The 19,923-nt window shown below is 69.3% G+C and carries 23 protein-coding genes and 1 pseudogene; 10 read left to right on the forward strand and 14 right to left on the reverse strand.

Annotated features, from left to right (window positions below; translation table 11 throughout):
* Positions 1–55: 55 nt before the first annotated feature.
* The 3 genes from AB0H62_RS48280 to AB0H62_RS48290 form a co-directional block, all read right to left on the reverse strand.
* Positions 56–616: a flavin reductase family protein gene (locus AB0H62_RS48280; RefSeq protein ID WP_220240117.1), complete on the reverse strand. Its 561-nt coding sequence runs from the start codon at positions 614–616 to the stop codon at positions 56–58.
* Between the two features lie 83 nt (positions 617–699).
* Complete coding sequence (locus AB0H62_RS48285; RefSeq protein WP_360592685.1) at positions 700–3,627, reverse strand: BTAD domain-containing putative transcriptional regulator; 2,928 nt, start codon at positions 3,625–3,627, stop codon at positions 700–702.
* 227 nt (positions 3,628–3,854) lie between these two features.
* Positions 3,855–4,592 carry an FAD synthetase family protein gene (locus tag AB0H62_RS48290; protein ID WP_360592686.1) on the reverse strand — a complete coding sequence of 246 codons (738 nt, stop codon included), beginning with the start codon at positions 4,590–4,592 and terminating at the stop codon, positions 3,855–3,857.
* A 210-nt stretch (positions 4,593–4,802) separates the two neighbouring features.
* Here AB0H62_RS48290 and AB0H62_RS48295 point away from each other — a divergent pair, with 210 nt between their 5' ends.
* The 4 genes and pseudogenes from AB0H62_RS48295 (at position 4,803) to AB0H62_RS48310 (ending at position 6,768) form a co-directional block, all read left to right on the forward strand.
* Positions 4,803–5,417 carry an SDR family oxidoreductase gene (locus AB0H62_RS48295; protein WP_360592687.1) on the forward strand — a complete coding sequence of 205 codons (615 nt, stop codon included), beginning with the start codon at positions 4,803–4,805 and terminating at the stop codon, positions 5,415–5,417.
* A 23-nt stretch (positions 5,418–5,440) separates the two neighbouring features.
* On the forward strand, positions 5,441–5,731 hold the full coding sequence (locus AB0H62_RS48300) for an SDR family oxidoreductase (RefSeq protein ID WP_360592688.1): 291 nt from the start codon (positions 5,441–5,443) through the stop codon (positions 5,729–5,731).
* A pseudogene (locus AB0H62_RS48305) lies at positions 5,649–6,343 on the forward strand (CocE/NonD family hydrolase). Before AB0H62_RS48300 ends, AB0H62_RS48305 begins: the two are co-directional and overlap by 83 nt.
* 257 nt (positions 6,344–6,600) lie before the next feature.
* Positions 6,601–6,768, forward strand: coding sequence for a hypothetical protein (locus AB0H62_RS48310; RefSeq protein WP_360592689.1), 168 nt, complete (start codon positions 6,601–6,603; stop codon positions 6,766–6,768).
* A gap of 106 nt (positions 6,769–6,874) precedes the next feature.
* On the opposite strand, the gene AB0H62_RS48315 is transcribed toward AB0H62_RS48310, so the two are convergent.
* Entirely contained in the window at positions 6,875–7,273 is a 399-nt protein-coding gene (locus tag AB0H62_RS48315) for a helix-turn-helix domain-containing protein (RefSeq protein WP_220240121.1), read from the reverse strand.
* Between the two features lie 346 nt (positions 7,274–7,619).
* On the opposite strand from AB0H62_RS48315, the gene AB0H62_RS48320 reads away from it, so the two are divergent.
* From AB0H62_RS48320 to AB0H62_RS48335, 4 genes are all read left to right on the forward strand, one after another.
* Complete coding sequence (locus tag AB0H62_RS48320) at positions 7,620–8,384, forward strand: SDR family oxidoreductase (protein WP_220240122.1); 765 nt, start codon at positions 7,620–7,622, stop codon at positions 8,382–8,384.
* Positions 8,385–8,780: 396 nt separating this feature from the next.
* Entirely contained in the window at positions 8,781–9,176 is a 396-nt protein-coding gene (locus tag AB0H62_RS48325) for a Gfo/Idh/MocA family oxidoreductase (RefSeq protein WP_360592690.1), read from the forward strand.
* Positions 9,177–9,239: 63 nt separating this feature from the next.
* Positions 9,240–9,728, forward strand: coding sequence for a hypothetical protein (locus AB0H62_RS48330; RefSeq protein WP_360592691.1), 489 nt, complete (start codon positions 9,240–9,242; stop codon positions 9,726–9,728).
* Entirely contained in the window at positions 9,674–9,916 is a 243-nt protein-coding gene (locus AB0H62_RS48335) for a hypothetical protein (protein ID WP_360592692.1), read from the forward strand. The genes AB0H62_RS48330 and AB0H62_RS48335 overlap by 55 nt, the downstream gene beginning before the upstream one ends.
* Before the next feature lie 146 nt (positions 9,917–10,062).
* Here AB0H62_RS48335 and AB0H62_RS48340 read toward each other — a convergent pair whose 3' ends face one another.
* The 7 genes from AB0H62_RS48340 to AB0H62_RS48370 all read right to left on the reverse strand — a co-directional run bounded on the left by AB0H62_RS48340 (position 10,063) and on the right by AB0H62_RS48370 (position 14,551).
* Positions 10,063–10,560: an IS110 family transposase gene (locus tag AB0H62_RS48340; protein WP_360592693.1), complete on the reverse strand. Its 498-nt coding sequence runs from the start codon at positions 10,558–10,560 to the stop codon at positions 10,063–10,065.
* 271 nt (positions 10,561–10,831) lie between these two features.
* Positions 10,832–11,206 carry a hypothetical protein gene (locus AB0H62_RS48345; protein WP_360592694.1) on the reverse strand — a complete coding sequence of 125 codons (375 nt, stop codon included), beginning with the start codon at positions 11,204–11,206 and terminating at the stop codon, positions 10,832–10,834.
* 398 nt (positions 11,207–11,604) lie between these two features.
* Positions 11,605–12,261 (reverse strand): phosphate signaling complex protein PhoU, encoded by a 657-nt coding sequence (gene phoU, locus AB0H62_RS48350; protein WP_220240126.1) that lies wholly within the window; start codon positions 12,259–12,261, stop codon positions 11,605–11,607.
* Between the two features lie 319 nt (positions 12,262–12,580).
* Complete coding sequence (locus AB0H62_RS48355) at positions 12,581–12,913, reverse strand: J domain-containing protein (RefSeq protein ID WP_360592695.1); 333 nt, start codon at positions 12,911–12,913, stop codon at positions 12,581–12,583.
* The gene (locus tag AB0H62_RS48360) at positions 12,910–13,302 is read right to left on the reverse strand and encodes a hypothetical protein (protein WP_220240128.1); all 393 of its coding nucleotides are present in this window, start codon (positions 13,300–13,302) and stop codon (positions 12,910–12,912) included. The genes AB0H62_RS48355 and AB0H62_RS48360 overlap by 4 nt, the downstream gene beginning before the upstream one ends.
* A 111-nt stretch (positions 13,303–13,413) precedes the next feature.
* Complete coding sequence (locus AB0H62_RS48365) at positions 13,414–13,845, reverse strand: Hsp20/alpha crystallin family protein (RefSeq protein WP_220240129.1); 432 nt, start codon at positions 13,843–13,845, stop codon at positions 13,414–13,416.
* A 388-nt stretch (positions 13,846–14,233) separates the two neighbouring features.
* Positions 14,234–14,551 (reverse strand): hypothetical protein, encoded by a 318-nt coding sequence (locus tag AB0H62_RS48370; RefSeq protein WP_220240130.1) that lies wholly within the window; start codon positions 14,549–14,551, stop codon positions 14,234–14,236.
* A gap of 146 nt (positions 14,552–14,697) precedes the next feature.
* Here AB0H62_RS48370 and AB0H62_RS48375 point away from each other — a divergent pair, with 146 nt between their 5' ends.
* A complete protein-coding gene (locus tag AB0H62_RS48375; protein WP_220240131.1) occupies positions 14,698–15,015 on the forward strand; it encodes a MerR family transcriptional regulator in 318 nt (105 codons plus the stop codon).
* A gap of 1,261 nt (positions 15,016–16,276) precedes the next feature.
* Here AB0H62_RS48375 and AB0H62_RS48380 read toward each other — a convergent pair.
* On the reverse strand, positions 16,277–16,480 hold the full coding sequence (locus tag AB0H62_RS48380) for a hypothetical protein (RefSeq protein WP_360592696.1): 204 nt from the start codon (positions 16,478–16,480) through the stop codon (positions 16,277–16,279).
* Between the two features lie 219 nt (positions 16,481–16,699).
* Here AB0H62_RS48380 and AB0H62_RS48385 point away from each other — a divergent pair, with 219 nt between their 5' ends.
* Positions 16,700–17,161, forward strand: a complete 462-nt coding sequence (locus tag AB0H62_RS48385; RefSeq protein ID WP_360592697.1) for an SRPBCC family protein — start codon at positions 16,700–16,702, stop codon at positions 17,159–17,161.
* A 59-nt stretch (positions 17,162–17,220) separates the two neighbouring features.
* Here the strand turns inward: AB0H62_RS48385 and AB0H62_RS48390 are convergent, their stop codons facing one another.
* Both AB0H62_RS48390 and AB0H62_RS48395 read right to left on the reverse strand, forming a co-directional pair.
* On the reverse strand, positions 17,221–18,804 hold the full coding sequence (locus tag AB0H62_RS48390) for an NAD(P)/FAD-dependent oxidoreductase (RefSeq protein WP_360592698.1): 1,584 nt from the start codon (positions 18,802–18,804) through the stop codon (positions 17,221–17,223).
* A 9-nt stretch (positions 18,805–18,813) separates the two neighbouring features.
* Entirely contained in the window at positions 18,814–19,875 is a 1,062-nt protein-coding gene (locus tag AB0H62_RS48395; RefSeq protein ID WP_360592699.1) for an NAD-dependent epimerase/dehydratase family protein, read from the reverse strand.
* Between the last annotated feature and the right edge of the window lie 48 nt (positions 19,876–19,923).

Raw genomic sequence — 19,923 nt, forward strand, 5'->3', positions numbered from 1 at the left:
GCTGGTGGCCGCAGTCGGGTCCGGACGACGACGGCCGAACGGGTTCGGGGTGCGGTCACATCGCCGACGCGAAGTGCCAGCCCCCGGCAGTCCCGCTACGGGTCGCCGGGTCGGAAAGGCTGCCGAAAGCGCTGGCAAAGTACACAAGCGGGTTTGTGCCCGGGACGTGATCGCAGTTCACCACGTCGCCAACCACGATCGTGTGGTCACCGCCCGGCAACGTGTCCGCGACGGCGCAGACGAAGTGCGCGATCGCGTCAGTGAGCACCGGGACGTCACTGTCGGTTCGCAGCTTGATGCCGGCGAACTTGTCTTTCCTGCGGGTCGCGAAGTGCTTCGCGATGTGTTCCTGGTCTTCGCCGAGGACGTTGACGGCGAAATGCCCGGACTCGGTGATCGCTTTGCAGGTCGGAAGATTCGAGCCGATGCAGACGAGCAGCTGCAGTGGGTTCATCGATAGTGACGCGACCGCGCTTGCGGTCATGCCGGAAGGCCCGTCCGCTGTGCGAGTGGTGATCACGGCTACCCCTGTGCTGAACCGGGAAATGGCCTGGCGGAAACGAAAAACCCCGTCGTCTGTGTCAGCGGGCACGGCAAGATGCTTCGCGCTGTCCATTGCTACCTCCATGGGAGCACGCGGGTGATGTTGGTAAAGACCACCGTGCCACCGACCCCGTTATTGACCGGGAAATCAGTGCGTCAGCTCCGCAGCCGGGTGACAAGGCGGTGCACTTCCGCCGACGGCGGGACGGCCAGCTCGTGCATGGTCGCCACGTAACGTTGGTACAGCGCGAGCACGTCGTCGTCGTTGCCGCTGGCTTGAGCGAGAGTGATCCGCAGCAGCCAGCCCTGCTCGCGGTACGGATCGAGGCGCAACACCGTGTCTACGTTGACGACCGCCTCCCGATACCGGCCGAGCCGGAACGCAACCCTGGCGACGTCCAGCCGAGCCCGGAGGATGCGCTCGTCAAGTTCGGCGCGCCGCGCCTCCACCCACGCACCGGACAGGCCACTGAGGTAGCTGCCTCGCTCGGTCCGCGCCAGCGCTGCGGTCAACGTGTCCAGCCTGGCTTCCCCGTTCTGGTGATCGGCCTGCGCGAACGCCTCCAGGACCTCGGCCGCGCTGCTGCCCACCAGGTCGGGTCCGGGTAGGCAGAACCGGTCTTCCCGCAGAACGGGCGACAATTCGTCCGGCAGCACCTCACGCAGGCGATACAGCGCCTGCCGCAAGTAGCTGCGCCCAGCCGCTTCGTTGTTCGAGTCGAACAATGAGCCGAGCAGTTGCTGACGGCTTGCCTCGTGGTCGGGCGTGGCCAGCAGGTATGCGAGCAGCTCGATACTTTTGCGCAGCCGCGGCGTCGCGGGAACGCCGTCCACACGCAGTTCCGGCTCACCCAGGTCCTCGAGCACCAGCCTCGGCGCCCGGCCGGCCGCGGTGATCCGGCGGCCGTTCGCGAGCGACGCGTTCAGCTCGTGCCAGCGCGACAGCCGGTTCGATTCGGTGTCCGCGCCGCGTACGGCCACGGCTGGCACGTCCGCCAGTGCGTTGAGCAGCAGATGCACCGAACCCCGTTCCTCGGCCACGCTGATCGCCAGTGCCGCGGACTCGTCGGAAGCATCCTCCGCGCCAAGCCGCCACAGGACTTCGGCCAGGTAACACGCGACCGTCGGGATCTCGAGCATGCGGTCTGCGCCGCGCATGCTCTCCAGGCCCTGGTGCAGCAGATCACGCGCCTCGGCGTCGCGGTGCCGCAGCAGGAACGCGAGCCCTCGCCACAGCCAGGCCAGTTCGCGAGTGAATGCGTGCGTACGCGAGCCGCTCGTCTCCGCCTCGTCCAGCGCGCGATGCGCGGCTTCCGGGTCATGATGCAGGCGCAAGCACAACTTCGCCTCCATCAGGTGCAGCAACACCCGGTAGATCTGGGACCCGGTCGCCGCCACGAGTTCGTGGCCGCGCCGCAGGGCCTGCCATGCGTCCTCGGCGCGCCCGAGGTCGATCATGAGTTCCACGGCGTCCAGCGCGTGCAGCCACAGTGGCTGAGCTGCGTCCCGGTGCGCCTCGTAGCGCGCCATCGCCTGTTCGATCCGCCCCGTCGCGCGGAGGCCGGCGATGACCCAGGGGGCACCGAGAACGCTGCGCCAAGGACCATAGGCGCCGGGGTCGGCCAAGCCGGCCAGCCGCCCGCGCATGAAGGCCAGTCGCATGAGCATCCCGTCCAGCGGTCCCGACGGGGTGGTCGCGAAAGCCGGGAACGGGGGCGGTGATTCGTCGCGGCTCAGTGCAAGCACGGTAAGCGCGATGTCCTTGGCGCGCCCCGGTGACATCAAGTCGGCTACTTGCCCGGCGTCCGCGATCCGGCCCGCGTGCCACAGGCACCACACCAGCAGGACCAGGGCTTCGCCCGAGCCGTTGTGCTCGTCGGCTGCCAGTTTGGTGATCCAATCGCGACCGTGACGGTCGTAAAGCTCAACCGCCCGCCCGGCCTGTTCCAGGGCGAAGGCAACGCGCAGCACGATCCCGCCGATCCGTGGGCTGAGCGAACGCTCGGACGCCTGCAGTTCGTCGAGCCATCGCGCCGCGGGACCGAAGTCCATCCGCTCGATCAGGCGCGGCAGCAGCTCTGCCGCCAGCACCCACGCCTCGTCAACCGCACCGACACCGAGAAGCGCGTCCACAGCCTCCTCCTGCTCGCCGCGGCGAACCAGCAGCCGGGCGTGCCGCAGGCGGACCCGCTTCAGCTCACCAGGCTCCTGCTCGGCAAGGAGGTCGCGCAGGTGGTCACGTAGCTGTGGGCTGACGATCAACCTTCGATCGTCGGGCCAGGTCGCGGGGAGGTGACGGTGGCGCAGCGCCGCCATGATCCGGGGTGCGTCTTCGAGCTGGAGCGCGACCGCGTCGTCTTGGGTTACCTCATCCAGCAGGCTCGTGTACACCAGGAACCTTCGCTCCTGTTCGGACAGTCCGGACAGGACGTGCGTGGAGAGGTAGTCACGAAGCCGGTGCGGCGAGTCGGCGACGGCACCATCGGCGAAGAGAATTCCCGCCACCCAGCCGCCGGTGACACGAATGGCCTCAGCCGCGTCCGATGCCGATCGCCCGGCCAGACGCAACGCTTCCCCGGCCTCGTCGAGGTCGAAGGCGAGGTCCGGACCGGTGAGTTCGGCGACGCGGGCCAGTTCACCGGTCGAACCGGTGTCCAGCGGCAAGGCGGTCCGGGAAATGAGGATGATCCCGACGCCCATGGGTGCGTAGCGGGTGAGTGCGGACAACACGGCGAGTGCCTCGTCGCTGCCGGAGATCCGCTCGGCGTTGTCACAGACGAGCACGATTCTGGTGCCGTGCAAGCTTTCGGCGAGCAGACCCGCCGCCTCACCGATCAGGATGCCGGCGGCAAGCGCATCGGTCGCCGCGCCACTCGCCTCGGGGGCGTGCGGCGCGACCGCTGCCTCGAGGTACAGCAGGAGGCGCCCTGCGGCTGATTCCGTACCGTCAAGCGACAGCCACGCCACCGGCCGGTCGAGATCCTCCAGTGCCACGGCAACGGCGGTGGTCTTGCCCGATCCTGCTGCCGCGTAAACGGTCAGTACGTTCGCCCGCTCGAGCAGAGCGTGGGTGCGGGCGGTCACCCGACCCCGCCGGACCAGATGATCACCGAGAATCGGTGGCGCCAGCTTCCGCCGGATGACAGTACGCGCACCTGATTCCGGCGACACGCCGCCATCGGCAGGCGCCACGCGACGCACCTCCCATCGCTGTGTTGCTGAGCCGTGTGGCTCTTCCGCACCCGAGTGTCCCCTGCAGGACGCAGGTCGGCAACGTGCGATTTCGCCTGGATTAACAGGCCTGGGCCACCTCAGCTCCGGCGCAGGAAAACCACCTCGACCAGGCGTACCTCGCGCCGCGGTACCCCTTCGATGACACCACCGTCGAGAACGGTCACCTCGGTCGTCGAGCCGTCGACGACCGTCGTGTAGCGACCTGGGCGCGGAATCGCCAGAGCCGGATCGAGCAACAGGCGATCGTCACCGAGCGCGCGAGCGGGCAGTGCGTGCGGCCGACCGAGCAGCCGCGCGGCCCGCTCGACGTCACCGGCGGCGACGAGAGCACGGATCCGAGACGAGGACACGATGTCCCCGCCGACTGTCACCATCCCCGCGACGGTAGTGGTGAATCGCCGATCTTCCCGCAGGGTCTGCGCATCGCCCATGCCACGCGCGCCGAACCGGAAATCGGCCCCCACCGCCACCCGGACCGCGCCGAGTCGTCCGACCAGCACCTCGTCGACGAACGTGGCTGCGTCCATGGACGCCCACTCGCGGTCGAACGGGATGACCACGACTTCCCTCACGCCCAGTGCGGCGAGCCTCCTTCGCTTGCCGGCCGCGTCAGTCAGCAGTCGTGGGCCATCGCCTGGTCGCACTACCGACCGCGGGTGCGGATCGAAGGTCAGCACCGTCTCGCAGCCCGCGATCACTCGTGCATGACCCAGGTGGACACCGTCGAAGGTGCCCACCGCCACCGCGCGGCGGCCCGGCCGCACCTGCAGCGCATCGATGAGACGGGTCGGTGAGCTGTTCGGTGTCCGGAGCACTCCGGGACTATCCATGATTCCTCCCCGTTTGGGGCTTGAGCGCCTCGATCGTGCCCCAGCGTGTGTTAGCGACGCGAGAGCCGGGCAGCTCGGTGGCGAGCACTACGTGAACGGCCCTGTTAGGCCGACTTGTCAGCCCAGGCTGGACCGCGTTGCAGTGGAAGCACCGTTCCGGCGGAACTTTCCGGGGACAAGCAGAAGGAGACACGAATGGTGTCACGCACCGAGCAGTCGGGGCGGCGCACGGCGCTGGTGACCGGGGCCAGCCGCGGTATTGGGTACGCCGTAGCGCAGCTACTGGTCGAGCAGGGCGCCGCTGTCGCGCTGCTCGCCCGGGATGAGACCGCCGTGAAGGACGCCGCGGCACGTCTGAGTGGGGAAACGCTGGCCGTACACGCAGATGTGCGCCCCAGCGAGTCCGTCGCCGCCGCCGTCGGCAACGCGTACGACTGGAACGGTCGGCTCGACATTGTCGTCAACTGCGCTGGACCCCAGATCACGTCGGCGCCACTTGCCGACGCCGAGCACGGTGTGCTCGGTGCAGCGCTCGATACGAAACTTCGCGGGTTTGTCCGGATCGCCAAGGCCGCTCTGCCCAGGATGACCGGCGGCGCGATCGTCAACGTTGCGGGAGCTACTGCGCACGTTCTGGTTCCAGGCGCCGCGGTCACTGGAATCACGAACGCCGCCGTCGTGGCTTTGACCAGTTACCTGGCGGCCGAAGCCGCGCTGCGCGGGGTCCGGGTCAACGCGGTGTCGCCGGGAATGACGCTGACTGAAGGCTGGCTCGCACGACACGCGGCGATGGCCGAGAACAAGGCCTGACTGCCGACGCGGTGCGCGCCAACATGGTCGATGCGCTCGGGATTCAGCTGGGCCGTTGGGCGCGCACGGGGGAGGTCGCCGCCGCGGTCGCGTTCCAAGCCTCTGACGACGCGTCCTACATCACCGGTCAGGTGCTACGCGTCGACGGCGGCCTGACGAAGCCGGTGGCAGATCGCGTTCTTCGACCGCTACTTGAAGGACGAACACAACGAAGTCGACACCTGGCCGCACGTGCGCATCGAGATCCGCGACGCGCACTACTCGGGCTGGTGGCGAAACGAGAACGAGTGGCCGATCAAGCGCACCGTCCATAAGCCACTGTTCCTCGACGCCGCGACGGCGTCCGTCACCGAGCAGCCGGTACCGGGGGAGGCCACGGCCAGCTACGACGCGACCGCGACCGAGATCACCGCCACCTTCTCCTACACGTTCGCGGAAGACACCGAGATCACGGGGTACGCGCGCTGAAACTGTGGATCTCCCTCGACGGCTCCGACGACGCCGACCTCTTCGTCGCGGTCCAAAAGCTCGATGCCGAAGGAGTCGTCGTCAACTTCCCGTACTTCACCTGGCAGGACGACGGCCAGAGCACTCACGGCTGGCAGCGCGTCTCTCACCGGGACCTCGATCCGGCGACGTCAACTCGGCAGCAACCGGTCCACACGCACCGCACCGAACGCCGTCTCGTGCCCCACGAGATCGTCCCCGTCGAGGTCGAGTTGTGGCCCTCCAGAACCTTCTACCGCGCCGGGGAGTCGCTGCGAGTGCTGGTGAAGGGCACCGACATCCAGTCGTATCCGGAGACGGTGTTCGTCGCCGGGCACACGTTGGATCGCAACCGCGGCCGTCACGTCATCCACACCGGAGGTCGGTTCGACTCTCGTCTGCTCATCCCCGTCGTTCCCTCTGCCGACAACGAGTCCTGACCGAGACCACCTGGCTCGCCGACCACCTGAACGATCCGGACATCCGGATCGTGGACATCAGGGGTTCGACGTCCTGTTCGCCAGGCTCCGCAACGAAACCCCCTACCGGCCACCCGAGCGCCGGGCCGCTTGACAACCGCTGTAGGGACACGGACCGCGCCACTCGTTTCGGAAACAGCCGGGCACTCCGAAACGACGGAGGCCGTCCGCTCCAGCAGGTCCGCTCTGGGGCGGACACGGCGTCCGGGATCTGGGTCATGGAGGACCTGCTGACCTTCCCTGCCGGAAAGGACGCCCGGGGGGCCATGACGGCTACGGACAGTACCGAGACCTACCGAAAGGTCGACGGGCACTGGCTGATCGACTCGCTGGTGCTGACCCGATTCCGGATGGACAAACTGGAGAACTGGACTCCGGACGCCTGACACGGAGGCTGTATCCGCAGCCGCGCAATCACGCAGCGCAACCGGCTCCGCCTGACCCTCGCCTGGGGAATTACGCTTCTCACCGGCGGGAGGTTCCAGCGGTCTGTCAGGCCTGTTCGGCGTCGAAAGTCGTTCTTGAGTCCAGGATGCCGCCGGAGTTGTCCTCTGCCCAACGCGCCAGTGACTGGACAATGCCCAGCAAGCTGAGCCCGCGCGCGGTGAGGGCGTAGTCGACGCGCGGGGGCTTGGTGTTGTGGACGGTCCGCGTGACGAGACCGTCACGCTGAAGCCTTCGCAGGGTGGCGCTGAGCATCCGCTGGGTAATGGGGCTGGGGCCGCTGAGGCGGCGCAGTTCGTTGAACCCGCGGGTGGTGTCGGCGAGCTTGCAGATCACCACGACCGACCACTTGTCGCCGATGCGTTCCAGCACGCTGCGGATGAGGTCATGGCCTCGTTCGCACAGTTCGGTGTCTGTCTCCCGTGGTTCCGTGATCACCTGCGTCATACCAGGAAGTATACAAGCGTAACCAGGTATAAAGTTGGCGGCAAATTGCGGATCACAGGAGCAGCCCCCGTCCCGGGGGTCGGTTCCCTCGGTGATACCTGGGCACTTCAAAATGCCCTCTTGTCGCGTTGATTCCTGTTCCGGAGACTTGATCCAGGTACGGGAGACGTACCAGGTAATTGTCAGGTACCCCTCTGGGAATGGCGGCGGGCGAGCCGTTCCACTCTACGCATTCGCCGAGCCGGACGTGCTGCAGGTTCTCGACCTACCAAGTCCGCATACGGGGCCGTTGAGGTCCCCCGGCGGCCGTGGCCTCCCTGCCATGCCGGGCAACGAAAGGAGAAGCATGTCCAACCGTCTGCAGTCCAAGGTCATCGTGGTTACCGGAGGATCCTCCGGTATGGGCGCGGCCTTTGCGAGGCGCGCCGCGTCCGAGGGGGCAACGGTGCTCATCGGGGCGCGTGACAAGGAGCGTGGCGAGGCGACCGCGGCGGAGATCGTCCGGGAGGGTGGCAAGGCCCTGTTCGTTCCGACGGATGTGACGGTCGAGGAGGAGGTTGCCCATCTGGTCGATGTCGCGGTCAACGAGTTCGGTGGCCTGCATGGCGCCTTCAACAACGCGGGCGGCGGCAACAGCCAGGGAGCGCTCGGGGACATCGACGCGTCCTTCTGGGACAGTGTCATCGCCCTCAACCTGACCAGCGTTTTCTACAGCCTCAAGCACGAGATTCCGGCGATCGTGGCCAGAGGTGGCGGTTCCATCGTCAACAACGCCTCCGTTGTCGGTGTGGTGGGTGACCCGGGGGCTCCGGCCTACGCGGCTGCCAAGCACGGTGTCGTGGGCCTCACCCGTTCGACGGCGCTCGACGCGGCCAGGTCCGGCGTGCGGGTGAACGCCCTGGTGACGGGGCTGGTGAACACGCCGCTGTGGCGCAGCGTTGTCGACGGCAATCCGGAAGCCGCGCAGGCCCTCCTCGACAAGCAGCCGACCGGCCGGGCCGCCGATGAGGCGGAGATTGCTGCGTTCGCCGCCTTCCTGCTCAGTGACGAGAGCCCGTTCATCACCGGCGCGGCTCTCGCCATCGACGGCGCGCTGACCGCCGGCTATTGAGCTGTCATAGGTCGGCCAATCGGTCCGGCGGCCCCGAGCGAGGGCGTCGCACGCATGCCGGCTGTACAACGCTCCGGTCAACTGCGGCGTCCCCCGCCGGGCAGGGCTTGCCCGGTCGGCGCACACACCAGGCTGACGACGTTTTGCGTCAGCGCCTCGGAGCGCTGTTGCCGCCGATGCATACGACGTGAGGTGTACCGAGCAGCGCTTGCTCCTGAGCCCCATGTACCCGGCTGCGCCGTATCCGCATCCCCGGCAAGGTAGCCGTTTCCGTTCCCTGCACTGCTGTGCGGACAAGCAGGAGCGTGGCGGCGCCGCCGCCTGCGCGGAGGGCGACGCCCCCGAACCACCGGGCGAAACTTCATTATGGAGAGAAGAGAGATTGTGGAGGATGTGATGACGGTGGAGCGGGACAAGACGATCGGCGTGGGCATTGTCGGCGGCAGCACCGGCGGATGGGCCGCACTCGGCCATGTCCCCGCGCTGCGGGCGCTGCCCGGGTACGACCTGCGTGCGGTCAGCACGTCGCGACAGGAGTCCGCCGAGGCCGCCGCCAAGGAGTTCGGCGCGGACGCTGCGTACGACAACCATGCGAACCTCATCGCCGACCCCGCCGTCGATCTGGTGGTGGTCGCCGTGAAGATCGCCCACCACAGGGAGATCATCTCCGCGGCACTGTCCGCGGGGAAGACGGTCTACAGCGAATGGCCCCTGGGCGTCGGCCTCGCGGAGGCCGGGGATCTCACCGCGATGGCCGCACACGCCGGAGTGCGGACGGCCGTCGGGCTGTAGGCGCGCTTTGCCCCCGAGGTCCACTACGCCCGTGACCTGGTCGCCCAGGGGTACGCGGGCAGGGTGCTCGGCAGCACGCTGGTCGACTCCGGCGTCGCGTGGGGCCCGACCGCGGACCGGGGCCACCTGTACTGGTACGACGACGCCAACGGCGCCACCACCCTGACCGTACCCACCGTGCACGCGCTGGAGGCCGTCCACCATGTGCTCGGCGGGTTCGCCGACCTCGACGCCCGCCTGGTCCGCGGACGCACCGAGGTGACGCTGTCGGACGACGGCAGCACGGCGCCGGTCAGCGCGCCCGACCAGGTGATGATCGCCGGCACCCTGGACTCGGGAGCCGCCGCGTCGATCCACTACCGCCGCGGAGCCTCCCGCGGCGACAACCTGCGTTGGGAGATCAACGGCACCGAGGGCGACCTGGTTGTGACCTCCGCGGTCGGCAGTCTGCAGGTTGCGCCCCTCCTGCTGGAAGGGGGCCGGGCGACGACCCGCGGGTGGCCGAACTCGCCGTGCCGGACGCGTACTTCGCCGGAGTGGGGCGGGAGCTGACCGGCCCGGCGCACAACGTGGCGCAGCTCTACGCACAGCTCGCCCGGGACCTCGCCGACGGCACGCACGAGGTGCCCAACTTCGCGTACGCGCTCACTCGGCACCGCCTCGTCGACGCCGTCGAGAAGGCGTCGGCGACCGGGGTGCGCCAGAGCCTGACCGGCCCCGTGGGCCCGGAGGGAGACTGACACGAAGGCCGTCGCGGTCCGAGCAATGCTTGAAACCTGTGGATCAGCCCGGTGAGGGGCGTACCTTCCCGGTGATCAGCTCAGGCTCTCAAGCAAGGCCGACGTTGGCGCGTCGGTCGGGAAGGCACGCCCGTGAATCTCCTATGTCAAGCGGCGGTTGGTTGGCGTCCCTGTTCGGGTGTGTGGGGCGTGTCGTTGATGAGCTGGCGGTAGACGACGTCGGCGAGGTGTCGGCGTAGGACGCGGATCGCTTCGGTTTTGGAGTCGCCGTGGTTGATGCGGCGCTGGATCAGTGTCTGGGCCGATGGGTGGATCCGCAGCTGGGTCACAGCGATGCGGCGCAGGGCCGCGTTGAGTTGTCGGTTGCCACCGCGATTGAGGTGGAATCGCGTCCGGTTGCCTGTCCAGACCGGGATCGGAGCTGTTCCGGCGTGCATGGCGAACGCAGCCGAGGATCGGAATCGACTTGCTCCGGCGGTCTCGCCGAGGATCTTGGCGGCAGTCAGGCCCGCGCAGCCGGGGATGGTCATTAGCCGCGGTGCGATGGACTCGACGAGCTTCTCGATGTGACGACGGAGCTGGCTAATCCGGCGGGTCAGATCGATGGTCCGGTCGATGAGCTCGGTGGCGATGTCGGCGCGCACGCTGCTGGGTAGTGCGTTGAGCTGCTCGCGCAGGGCGAGTAGGGCAGCGATCCTAGCCTTCGCCGCGAAGCTGAGCCCTGTAGCGCCGGGGAACGGGGTCGTGGCTCCTCGGTAGCTCCACAGGCCGGCGACGTAGCAGGCGAAGGAACGTCAGGCCCTTACCGGTTGCCGTTGACCAGCTCGGCACCGAGGCGGGCCAGCGTTCCGCATCTGCCGGCGGGTGGCCGGAGGCGATGAGGCGGATCACCAGGAACGCGTGGCCGCGTTTCGTTCAGCCAGGGATGGGGAGGTGTGGGTATCGCTTGAGGACGTGGGGTTCGACGATGGGGCCGGGCCAGAGGACGACGTGGTAGGTGTCGTTGCCGTCGATGCGGTCGTCGGAGATGGTGTCGAAGCCTGTGGCGTAGGTGTGGGCGGTGTAGTTGCCGGGTGGGACGGCGGTGCGGGGAGTGGTGGGTCGGTAGTCGAGTTTGGACACGACGATGCGGCCGCTGGTGATGCGGAGGCCGGCTTCGGCTGACGTGGTCCCAGTCGTCGAGGTTGTCTTCAGGTGCTCGGTGCGGATGTCGAGGGTGACGGGGAGGGTGCGGCGGCGGGCGGTGCCGACGCCGATGGCGCCGTCGGTGGTGGCGATGAGGTTGTTCATCAGGTCAGTGATGAAGGCGCGGTTGGTGTGGGGGCGGACGGTGTCGTCTTGGACGAGGAAGCTGCCGTAGTCGGCGAAGACGTCGAGTTCGGTGTAGCGATCTGGCCGGGTGCGGGGCTGGGGGTGTCGGGCATGTTCAGCCTCCGCGGAGGGGGAAGCCGAACCCGGCCCCGGTGGCGTGTTGTGCGCCGGCTGCCTGCACGACATCGCCACCGCACCGCTGGCCTACGACGTGGCTCTCGCCAACGCCAAGAAGCTGTCCAGCCAGTACCGCTGATTCAGCTCCTCAGGGATCTCAACTCGGGGAGTACCAACTGCCCGGCGTGCCGGATTGACCGGCCGCTGGGCGTTGTCATTCATCGTCTTGTTCAGCCCTCTGACCTGCACGTGGTGTCGAGTTAGGTGTGGGTGTGGAAGGGAAGTTCGCCGGTGGCGGCGAAGCGCAGTCGGTTGGCGACGGCGACGGCGTGGTCGCCGAAGCGTTCGTGGAAGCGGGCGAGCAGGGCGAGGTTGATGGCTGTCTGGATGCCGTGGGGCCACTGGTCGCTGGTGATCAGGGTGAGGATGTGGGCGTGGGTGGTGTCGATGGTCTGGTCGATGTCGGCGAGGTCGGTGAATCCGCAGGGGCATTGGTGGTCGATCAGTTCGGCGAGTCGGTCCGCCATGCTGGCGGCGGCGTCGGCCATCTCGGCGAAGTCGTATTCGAGCTGGGCGGGCACGGCGTGGTGGGGGTGGGCGAAGCGGGCGATGCCGGCGATGTGGGCGGCCAGGTCGCCCATCCGCTCGAGCCGTTCGGCGCAGTAGATCGCGGCCAGGATGGTCCGCAGGTCGTGTGCCTTGGGTGCTTGGAGGGCCAGCAGGGCCTGGGCGTGCGACTCGCAGTCTGCACGGGCCCAGTCGATCTCGGCGTCGGCGGCGATCACCTGCTCGGCGAGGTCCTGGTCTGCGGTCAGCAGTGCTCTGCTTGCCCGGCGGATCGCGTCGGCCGCGAGCGTGCACATCTGCCCCGTCTGTGCACTGAGGCGGTTCAGCTCGTCGTGAAAGCTCTCGCGCATGTCCGCACCGTGTTCCTCATCGGGCCGCCGAATGCCGGCCTCGCGGGCGTCGTGGCGGCACTCGCGTAATGCGGCCCACCGGCAGGCGAGGGGGGTGAACGTCCTGCCGGTGGGTCCGCCGCGCGCCATGCCGTCGCGCTGCGTGTCTACGATTGTCGTCTCGGTGCGGGGTACCGGCGCCGTGGTGTTACAAGATCTTTTGTGGTGGGCTCTCCGCCGAGTCGGACGTCTTCGGTGACGAGACCGAGCAGAACGGCCGCATGTTCGCCATCCATGCCGCGATCGCGCGCTCGTCGGTGCCCAAACCGAAGCTCCGCGGTCACCAGCTGTGTCGGTGCGGGTGGCGGTGGACGGGGCCGGCGCGCACGTCTGGTTCTGGCGGTGTGGTGCGGGGGTGCACGCGCACGTGGATGTCGTGGCCTGGTGTGGAGGGCCGGTGCGGTTCGGTGGGTTGCCGCGCGAGGTGGTCGCGGAGGTGGCGGTAGGCGGTGATCACGGCCGCGAGTCGTTCGCGGTCCGGGTGTGGTGCGTCGGGGTGGCACTCACGCACGGCGCGCCGGTAGGCGGCGGTGATCTCGGCCGCGCTGGCGCCGGGAGCCACGCCGAGCACCGCGTGGGGGTCGGGCAGGTCTGCGGGGTGGGAGGGGTTCATGGCCAGGACCGGAGCGAACCGGGCACAGCTGGGTTGAGCTGGCTGATCTCGGTGTAGTAGTCGCGCGCCGCGCTGTGGGCGGTGTCGAGGGCGCGGCGCAGGGTGGCCAGTTCCCGGCATGCGGAGGCCAGATATGCGGTGCCCGGCGCGCCGTCGGCCTGGCGAAGCTGCCCGGGACGTTGGGTGTGGTGGCCGGTGTGTTCGGCCAGGAGGGTCACCAGATCGGTCAGCTCGCCGGTGAGCTGGGTCAGCTGCCAGCCGGAGTCACGCAGCTGTGCCAGGCTGGGCGTCTTGGCCGGATCGGCCGCGCGGACCGCGCGCCGAAGGTCGCGGGCCGTGGTGGCCAGCGTGGTGGCGATCGTGACCGGTCGGCGTCGGGTGGTAGCCATCGGTACCGCTTTCCTCCTGCTGTGCGAGGGTCGACGGCGACGCGGCCCCGCCCGGCAGCATTCGATGCCACGCGGGCGGGGCCACAACGCCGAGCCAGGGGTTCGAGACGCTCAGGCGTTGATCTGCTTGGACTCGCTCTCGCCGCTGATCGCGATCTTGCGTGGCTTGGCCTGTTCGGCGATCGGCATCCGCAGCGTCAGCACACCCGTCTCGTAGTGCGCTGCGATGTTGTTGGCGTCGAGGGTGTCGCCCAGGAACAGCTGGCGGGAGAACACCCCGCGTGGTCGTTCGGACACCTGGACCTCGGTGCCTTCGTCGTAGGCCGGCGTGCGTTCGGCTTTCACGGTCAGCACGTTGCGCTCCACGCCCAAGTCGATGGAGTCCGGCGCGACCCCGGGCAGGTCGAACTGCACCACGTACTCGTTGCCGGCCCGGTAGGCGTCCATCGGCATTACCGCCGGGTGCGATGTGGTGCCGTTGGCGCCGAAGAACTGCTGGGTCAGCCGGTCCAGCTCCCGGAACGGGTCGGTCCGCATCAACATGACCATCCCTCCTTCGCTCCTTCCCTGTACCGCCACCGGTGTGCCGGGGCCGGAGGCGGCTCGTCAATCTGTACGCCACCCTGCCTTGTGCGGAGGCAAGGGCTGGTTTCGTGTCATCGTCGGGGTCCGGCTCCCGCCGCAACGCTGGCGGCGGGGCCGGGACCAGTTCGGTGGGAAACACTTCTTGAGAATCCTGTGTGTGCAATCGATCCTTCGATCACCCGGGGCCCGTCCCGGCTGCCATACCGCCGGGCCGGAGGTGTCGCGAGGGGTGCGCCACGAGACGCCGGGCCGGGACCACTGCCAGGTCTCCTCGGCCGTCTGTCGATGCAGACATCCCCGCCGGGGCGAAAGAACGACAGCCGAGCGGGCTCCAGGTGTGCTGGCATCACCTGCCTTTCGAGATCACCGTCGCGTTCGCTGACCACAGGAGCGCACCGGTCAGCGGAGGGGAACGCTGCCGATGCCCACCTCGTATCGCCGGCACCACGCCAACCAGCCGGCCGCCGGTGGCGACGGCGCGGGGCCTGCGGCCGGATCGCTGCGGACCTGTGGATCCAGGCCGGCGCCTCGCTGGATACGGAGGGAAAGCGTCGAAATTGGCGGACATGATCGCGTCGAACTCCGCGCGCAGCCAGGCCGCATCGGCGCACACCAGCTCGGCGAACCCGCTGGTCACCGCCTCGCGGCGGGTGATGTCCGGCATCGTCGATCACTCCCCGGCAACGTCGTCGTGCTTGAGACCAGGTCATGTACCGCTCATCCATTTCTATAGCGCGCACTGCAAGTTGTGTCAAGTGCTCGCGCTAGATAATCTGGAGTTCCTGGGGAGCGTGACGACCGGTCAAGGAGATGTGTGTGGCTGATCTGGGCAACCTCGACGACCAGGACTATCCAGCCTTCACCACCGGACAGGCCGCGAAGATGCTGGGCGTGCAGGAAGCGTTCCTGCGTAGCCTGGACACTGCGGACCTGGTGCGCCCACAGCGCTCGGACGGCGGCCACCGCCGCTACTCCCGCCGCCAGCTCACCCTCGTGGTCCGGCTGCGCGAACAACTCGACGAAGGCCACACCCTCACCGCCGCCGCCCGCATCATCGGCCTGCAAGACCAGCTCGCCGACGCCGAGAACACGATCCACGACCTGCGCACCCAGCTTGACCAGCGCTGACTCCGCTCCACCGTGCAGAGCGCGGTTGACCGGACCAAGAGGCATGGCCGATGCCGCCACTCAGGTCGAATTGCTTGCGTGAGCCCATGGCCGCCGCCATCGGCGCCCTCGTGACCTCGTCGGATGCGGTTCTGCCGAGGGCGAAGCAGGGGTCGAGCCAGGCCCCGCTGAACGTCGCTGCGTGACTGCGTCTCGGGCGCAGCGCCGAAGGACGTTGGATCGCCAGCGCCGGGACAGCTGGCGCGGGTAGCGACTCACCGGTTCACGAGCGCCCGGAGGCCGGCAGACGGGCCCCGCGATCCGGGGTCTGGGAACCCCCGGGCCCGCAGGGCGCGACTCTGCGCGGGTGCAGTGCCTGCGGCTAAACCCAAAGGTGGGCGTCCGGACATTCACGCTGTCGCTCGCGCGTTGCATCCGCCCACCGTTCTGCGTGTTTCCCACGGGGATGATCGGGTAGACCCCGTGGTGGCGCGCCGACGAAGACCACCATGTGGCCTGGAGATGGCGTGTCCGCAGGTGGCCCTGCGGTCAAGCAGCGGCTGTTGGGCCGCCTTGCGGTTCCACAGGCACGGTAGCGAGGAACTCGTCCGCGAATGCTCGCGCGACGTCGCGGAGCTTGATCGGTTTTCGGGGAGCCGGTTCGGACGATCCGGCTCCGGCGGGCGTTGAGGATCGCGTCTCTGGAGCTGAAGCTGGATCGGTTTCGGTTTCGGTTTCCGGTGCTGGCGTTGGTGGTGCCGTCGTTCGAAGCTGTTCGGGTGCCGGTGGCGCGGCGGTAGCTGAACCGGGTTCCGGGAAGAGGTCGCCGGAGATGGTGCGGGATTCCGAGGCGCGTACCCGTGTCGTCACGGGTTCCGTCGCTACGCCGACGGTGGCAGTCTTTCCGAGGCGGGGACTTCGGATCGCCGGTGGGGGTCACCGGTCGTGCTGTGGAGGAGGGGGCTTCCTGGTTGCCGGAGAGAGCTCGCGGGACCGTGAGCGACTGCGGTTGCCGCCAACCGGCGCCGTCGTTGTGCTGCATCTTCTGCGTGATCCGCGGCAGCATGAGCAGGGTGTGCGCCGCGTCTGCGTCCGGGAGAGCGGGCTCGTGCGCGCTCGGGTAGGCCGCCAGCGGATCCACCGACTCCCGCGTCTCGGGCCGGTGCAGCCAAAGCAGCCCGAAGTCCCCGGTATCCCCACCAGCGCTGCCAGTCCCCACCAGGCTGTCATGGCTATCCTCGCTTTCCCCGTGCCGATGGTTTGTCCCGGATAATCGATTGCCTTACGCGGTGGCGACGCCGGAGCCGCAGCCGGTGCGCAGCGCGGTCAGCACCACCGGTGGCTGGTCGGCGCCGTCGACTGGGTACACGCCAACGTCGAGACCCGGTGGTTCGCCTTCGCGGGCGCAGATGCGCCCGGGCAGCCACGCGCCGAGCCGACCGGTGTCAGCGGCGAGGACGAACACCCGGTCGGGGGCGCCCGGCATCCGGCGCTCTGCTTCGAACTCGCTCGTCGGCGCCTGATTACCCGGCTCACCCGCGGGTAACCGGACCGCAAACGAAGGGGGCCACCGATGCCCGAGGTCAGCCGACGGCTCCGGCACGAGCCGGACACGACTGTCCGCAGCACAGCGCAGGGTGCCACCGCGTGTGAGCGCCCACTACCACCGCGGCAGGGCTGAATGCCGGCCGCCGAGGAGGGACTGATGATCGAAGTGACCCGCGTGGTCGACGCCCCACCGTCTGCGGTGTTCGCCGTCCTCGGCGACGGCTGGGCCTATTCGGGCTGGGTGGTCGGCAGCTCCCACATTCGGGACGTCGACGGGGTCTGGCCCGCGGTCGGCGCGCGGCTGCACCACAGTGTCGGTGCGTGGCCGTTGCAGCTGGAGGACACCACGGTCGTCCTCGCCGTCTCACCGGGGGAATCGCTCCGGCTCGAGGCACAGGGCTGGCCCTTCGGCACAGCGGACGTCGAAGTGACGCTGACCCCCGACGGTGGGTCCAGCGGAGGCACGCTCGTGCGCATGCGCGAGCGTGCCTTGCGGGGGCCGGGAAAGCTGCTCCCCGAAGCCCTGCAGGCGTTGGTGCTGCGGCCGCGCAACCGCGAGTCGCTGGCGCGCCTGGCCGCGCTGGCGGAGGGCCGGGCCCGCAAGGCCGTCGGGCCGTAACCCGGAACCGCGTTCGGCCGCACCCGGTTCATGAATCCTCAATAGACGCCCGACGGCTCTCAGCCGTACACCGCGCGGTGCGCCGCCTTGATCAGCGTCGCGTAACCTCCACCGAAGATTCCGTTGCGCGCCAACGCCGCGCGGGCTGCGTTGGCGCCCGGTCCGCCGTGGACGGCGCCGCCGGGGTGGGCGGAAGCGCCGGCGAGGTAGAGGCGGTCCACGGGGGTGTCGGCGCGGCCCAGGCTGGGCACGGGTCGAAAGAAGAGCTGCTGGTGGATCGCGGTGGTGCCGCCGTTGATGGCACCGCCGACGAGGCTCCGGTCGTGGGCGGCGAGCTCGGCCGGACCTTGGACGTAGCGCGCCAGGATGCGGTCTCGGAAGCCCGGCGCCTGGCGTTCGATCGAGTCCTCGATGGCCGACGCCCGCCGCGACAACGCGGACGGCGTCGTGACCGAACCGCGCGGCACGTGGGTGTAGGCCCATGCCGCTTCGGTTCCCGCGGGTGAGCGGGTCGGGTCGGCCGTGGTCATCTGGCCCAGCAGCAGGAACGGTCGCCGGGGCACGCGGCCGTGGGCGAGTTCGGCGCCGAAGGCGGCCAAGCCGTCCTCGTCGCAGCCCAAGTGGACGGTCCCGGCACCCGCGGCTTCGTGCGCCGTCCACGGCACCGGGCCGGACAACGCCCAGTCGACCTTCACGGTCGCACTGTCCCACTCGAACCCGTCCAGATCCTGGATCAGCCGGCCGGGCAGCCACTCCGGCGCGACCAGCTTCCCGTACAGCGTGGGCGCCGGCACGTCGGCCAGCACGGCCCGCCGGGCGCGGATCGCGTCGCCGTCGGCGCACCGCACGCCCACCGCCCGGCCGCCGGCGACGAGGACTTCGTCGACTTCCCGTCCACACTGGACCGAGCCGCGGTCGCCCAGCCGTTTCACCAACGCCGATACCAGCTCTCCGGCCCCGCCTTCGGGCACCGGGAACCCGACGTCCTGCGCCAGCATCGCCAGCAGCCAGCCGAAAACCGCACTGCCGGCGTTGTCCACCGACAGGTCGCTGTGTGCGGCGTTGCCCGCCAGCAGCAACCGCGCGCCCGCCCCGGAAAACCGTTCCTCGCTGAACCGGCGGGCGGGCAACGTCAACATCCGCGCGAGGCGCAGAGCCTCCGCGGTGCCGGTGCGCCGCAGCAACCGCGCGGCCGGCCGCACAGGCGGGAACGGCGTGAACAACGCGTCGAGCAGCCGGTCGCGCAGGTGCTGCCACTGCGCGAACAGCTCCTGCCACGCGTCGCCGTCACCGGCGGAGAACCGGTCCACGGACGCGGCCGTGCGTTCGACGTCGCGCGACAGCAGGGCGCAGCGGTTGTCCGGCAGCACGTGCGCGAGCACGTCGGGCGCGTGCCGCCAGCGCAGGCCGTGGTTTTCCAGCCCCAGCCCGCGCATGATCGGCGACGCGGCCGACATCGGAAAGAACGCGCTGCACAGGTCGTTGCGGAAGCCTGGCGCGGTCACCTCGGCGGTGCGCACCGCCCCGCCCGGGGTGTCCGTCGCCTCCAGCACCAGCACGTCCCAGCCGGCGTCGGCCAGCAGGTTCGCGGCCACGAGTCCGTTGTGCCCGGCCCCGACCACGATCGCGTCGACGGTCTCCACCACGCCCCCTCACGCCTGCGACTGGTGCGTCGGCCGCCACCGCGCGAGTGCGCGCATTCGCGCGCGCAAGCCGGTGGTCGCTCCGGCCAGCGGTGGCGACGCCCCGGCCGCTTTGCCGCGCAACCCCTCGACCAGCTCCGCCAGCGTTTCCTCGGTGCTGTGCCGAGGCTGCCACCCCAGCACGAACTCCGCACGGGTCGTGTCCACGAGTGCCGCATGGTTGGCGAGTTCGAGCCATCCGGGGTGCAGCGGCTGCAGCCCGGCCGTCCAGGCGAGGCGGGCCGCGAACCGCGCCACCGGCTTGCCCACCGGCAGGCGCAGGCCGCCGAAGAGCCGTGCGAGGGCGTTGGCGTCCAGCACGTCCGGCGCGGCGAGGTTGAACGGTCCGGTCGCGCGCTGCTGCAGGATCAGCCGCACGGCCGAGGCCACGTCGTCGGAGTGCACCGCCTGCACTCGCAGGCCGTTCCACAGCGGGATGGGCAGCAACCGCCCGGCCAGCAGCCCGGGTGGGATCACCGGGCCCAGCAGCCAGCGCGTGAACTCGCCCGCCGCCGGCCGCTGCAGCACCGCGCACGGTCGGATCCGTGCGAGCTCGACTTGCGGGTGCGCCGCGGCGAACGCGTCGAGCACCGTCTCCAGCTCCGCCTTGCCGCGGCTGTAGGCGCTGACCGGGATCCCGGTGCGCGGGAACTCTTCGGCCACCTTTTCGCCGCGCGGCCCTGGCCCGTACGCGGCTACCGACGACGCGCACACCACGTGCCCGATGCCCGCTTTCGCCGCGGCGTCGAGCACGTGTCGGGTTCCGTTTTCGTTGGTGCGCCACATCGCCGGCTCACCCCACCCCGGCGAGATCGCCCACGCGAGGTGCACGACCGCGTCCGCACCGTCAAACTCCAGCGCCAGTGCTTCCTCGGCCCCGGGTTCACCGAGATCGAGCTGCAGCCAGGACACACCGGAGTACGGCTCGACGGCGAGGTCGGGAACGCGCCGAGCGACGCCGGTCACCTCCCACGAGGAGTCCAGCTCGCGCAGCAGCGCCGTCCCGATGTTCCCGCTCGCACCGGTGATCACGATTCGCACTTTCCAGAACTACCCTGGTACAGCGCACGGTAATCCGAC

Origin of the sequence: Amycolatopsis sp. NPDC050768 (assembly GCF_040654155.1) — a bacterium.
Lineage (GTDB): Bacteria > Actinomycetota > Actinomycetes > Mycobacteriales > Pseudonocardiaceae > Amycolatopsis.

What these genes read in the sequence shown, in the direction of transcription:
- AB0H62_RS48325 (WP_360592690.1), top strand. Translation starts at nt 8,781, where the DNA reads ATGACGGTGGAGCGGGACAAGACGATCGGCGTGGGCATTGTCGGCGGC.
- AB0H62_RS48380 (WP_360592696.1), bottom strand. Translation starts at nt 16,480, where the DNA reads ATGCCGGGCGCCCCCGACCGGGTGTTCGTCCTCGCCGCTGACACCGGT.
- AB0H62_RS48300 (WP_360592688.1), top strand. Translation starts at nt 5,441, where the DNA reads ATGGTCGATGCGCTCGGGATTCAGCTGGGCCGTTGGGCGCGCACGGGG.
- AB0H62_RS48280 (WP_220240117.1), bottom strand. Translation starts at nt 616, where the DNA reads ATGGACAGCGCGAAGCATCTTGCCGTGCCCGCTGACACAGACGACGGG.
- AB0H62_RS48365 (WP_220240129.1), bottom strand. Translation starts at nt 13,845, where the DNA reads ATGTTGATGCGGACCGACCCGTTCCGGGAGCTGGACCGGCTGACCCAG.
- AB0H62_RS48360 (WP_220240128.1), bottom strand. Translation starts at nt 13,302, where the DNA reads ATGGCTACCACCCGACGCCGACCGGTCACGATCGCCACCACGCTGGCC.
- AB0H62_RS48295 (WP_360592687.1), top strand. Translation starts at nt 4,803, where the DNA reads ATGGTGTCACGCACCGAGCAGTCGGGGCGGCGCACGGCGCTGGTGACC.
- AB0H62_RS48320 (WP_220240122.1), top strand. Translation starts at nt 7,620, where the DNA reads ATGTCCAACCGTCTGCAGTCCAAGGTCATCGTGGTTACCGGAGGATCC.
- AB0H62_RS48385 (WP_360592697.1), top strand. Translation starts at nt 16,700, where the DNA reads ATGATCGAAGTGACCCGCGTGGTCGACGCCCCACCGTCTGCGGTGTTC.
- phoU (WP_220240126.1), bottom strand. Translation starts at nt 12,261, where the DNA reads ATGCGCGAGAGCTTTCACGACGAGCTGAACCGCCTCAGTGCACAGACG.
- AB0H62_RS48370 (WP_220240130.1), bottom strand. Translation starts at nt 14,551, where the DNA reads ATGCCGGACATCACCCGCCGCGAGGCGGTGACCAGCGGGTTCGCCGAG.
- AB0H62_RS48315 (WP_220240121.1), bottom strand. Translation starts at nt 7,273, where the DNA reads ATGACGCAGGTGATCACGGAACCACGGGAGACAGACACCGAACTGTGC.
- AB0H62_RS48375 (WP_220240131.1), top strand. Translation starts at nt 14,698, where the DNA reads ATGTGTGTGGCTGATCTGGGCAACCTCGACGACCAGGACTATCCAGCC.
- AB0H62_RS48310 (WP_360592689.1), top strand. Translation starts at nt 6,601, where the DNA reads ATGGAGGACCTGCTGACCTTCCCTGCCGGAAAGGACGCCCGGGGGGCC.
- AB0H62_RS48355 (WP_360592695.1), bottom strand. Translation starts at nt 12,913, where the DNA reads ATGAACCCCTCCCACCCCGCAGACCTGCCCGACCCCCACGCGGTGCTC.
- AB0H62_RS48345 (WP_360592694.1), bottom strand. Translation starts at nt 11,206, where the DNA reads ATGAACAACCTCATCGCCACCACCGACGGCGCCATCGGCGTCGGCACC.